Genomic DNA, 1,082 nt, shown 5'->3' with positions numbered 1-1,082 from the left:
GGGCGTCGTGGTCGCTGTAGGCGTCGACGGCGACGTCGTCGACCGCGCGGGCACGGCCCGTCAGGAACGGGACGACGTCGTTGCGGGCCACCGTCGCGCACGCGATGAGCGCGCCGGACGCCGTCGACATCATCGCCGCGACGGCGGCGGCGAGCACGAGACCGCCGATCCCGACGGGCAGGATCTTGTCGGCGACCTCGGCGTAGACGTCGTTCTTCGCCTTGATGCCGTCGCCGAGGACGGCGTGCGCGCCCATGCCGATGATCGCGCCGGCCGCGCCGTAGAGGATGCAGTAGACGCCGGCGATGGTGCCGCCGAGACGCGCTACCTTCGGGGTGCGCGCGGTGAAGACGCGCTGCCAGATGTCCTGGCCGATGAGCATGCCGAACATGTAGACGACGAACCACGTGATGATCGTCTGCGTGTCGGCGCCGACCTTGCCGCCGGCGATGGCGAAGTAGTCGTCGCCCAGGCGCTCGCGGATGCCGGAGAAGCCGTCGGCCTTGACGAGCACGAACGGCAGCATGAGCGCGAAGATGCCGATCGTCTTGATGATGAACTGCACCTGGTCGGCCAGGGTGATCGACCACATGCCGCCGATGACGGAGTACACGAGCACGACGGCGCCGCCGATGGCGATGCAGATCCAGCTGTCGAGGCCCGTCAGCACGTGCAGGACGGTGGCGTACGCGCCGGTCGAGGTGACGACGAGGAACATCGTGTAGAGCATCATGACGATGCTGGACGCGCCCGCGGCGCTCTTGCTGCCGTAGCGCAGTTTCAGCATGTCGCTGACGGTGTAGACGCGCAGCTTCGAGATGGTGCCGGCGAACAGCAGCGACAGCAGGAGCACGCCGACGCCGATGGCGACGACGAGCCACATGCCCGACAACCCCATCTTGTAGCCGAGGCCGACCCCGCCGACCGTGGAGGCGCCACCGAGGACGACGGCCGCCATCGTGCCGGTGTAGAGGAAGGTGCCGAGGCGGCGGCCGGCGACGAGGTAGTCGCTCGAGTTCTGGGTGCGCGAGCGGCCCCAGAACCCGAAGCCGAGCATGGCGACGAGGTAGAGGACGACGATC

The 1,082-nt window shown here is 68.6% G+C and carries 1 protein-coding gene; it reads right to left on the bottom strand.

Annotated features, from left to right (window positions below; all coding sequences use genetic code 11):
• The coding region (locus B2284_RS11250) for a sodium:solute symporter family transporter (RefSeq protein WP_286697532.1) at positions 1–1,081 on the bottom strand (1,081 nt) is incomplete at its 3' end.
• Position 1,082: the final 1 nt, after the last annotated feature.

It is taken from the genome of Dermacoccus sp. UBA1591 (assembly GCF_002322065.1).
GTDB lineage: Bacteria > Actinomycetota > Actinomycetes > Actinomycetales > Dermatophilaceae > Dermacoccus > Dermacoccus nishinomiyaensis.
This window is presented reverse-complemented; position numbering and strand designations above follow the sequence as displayed.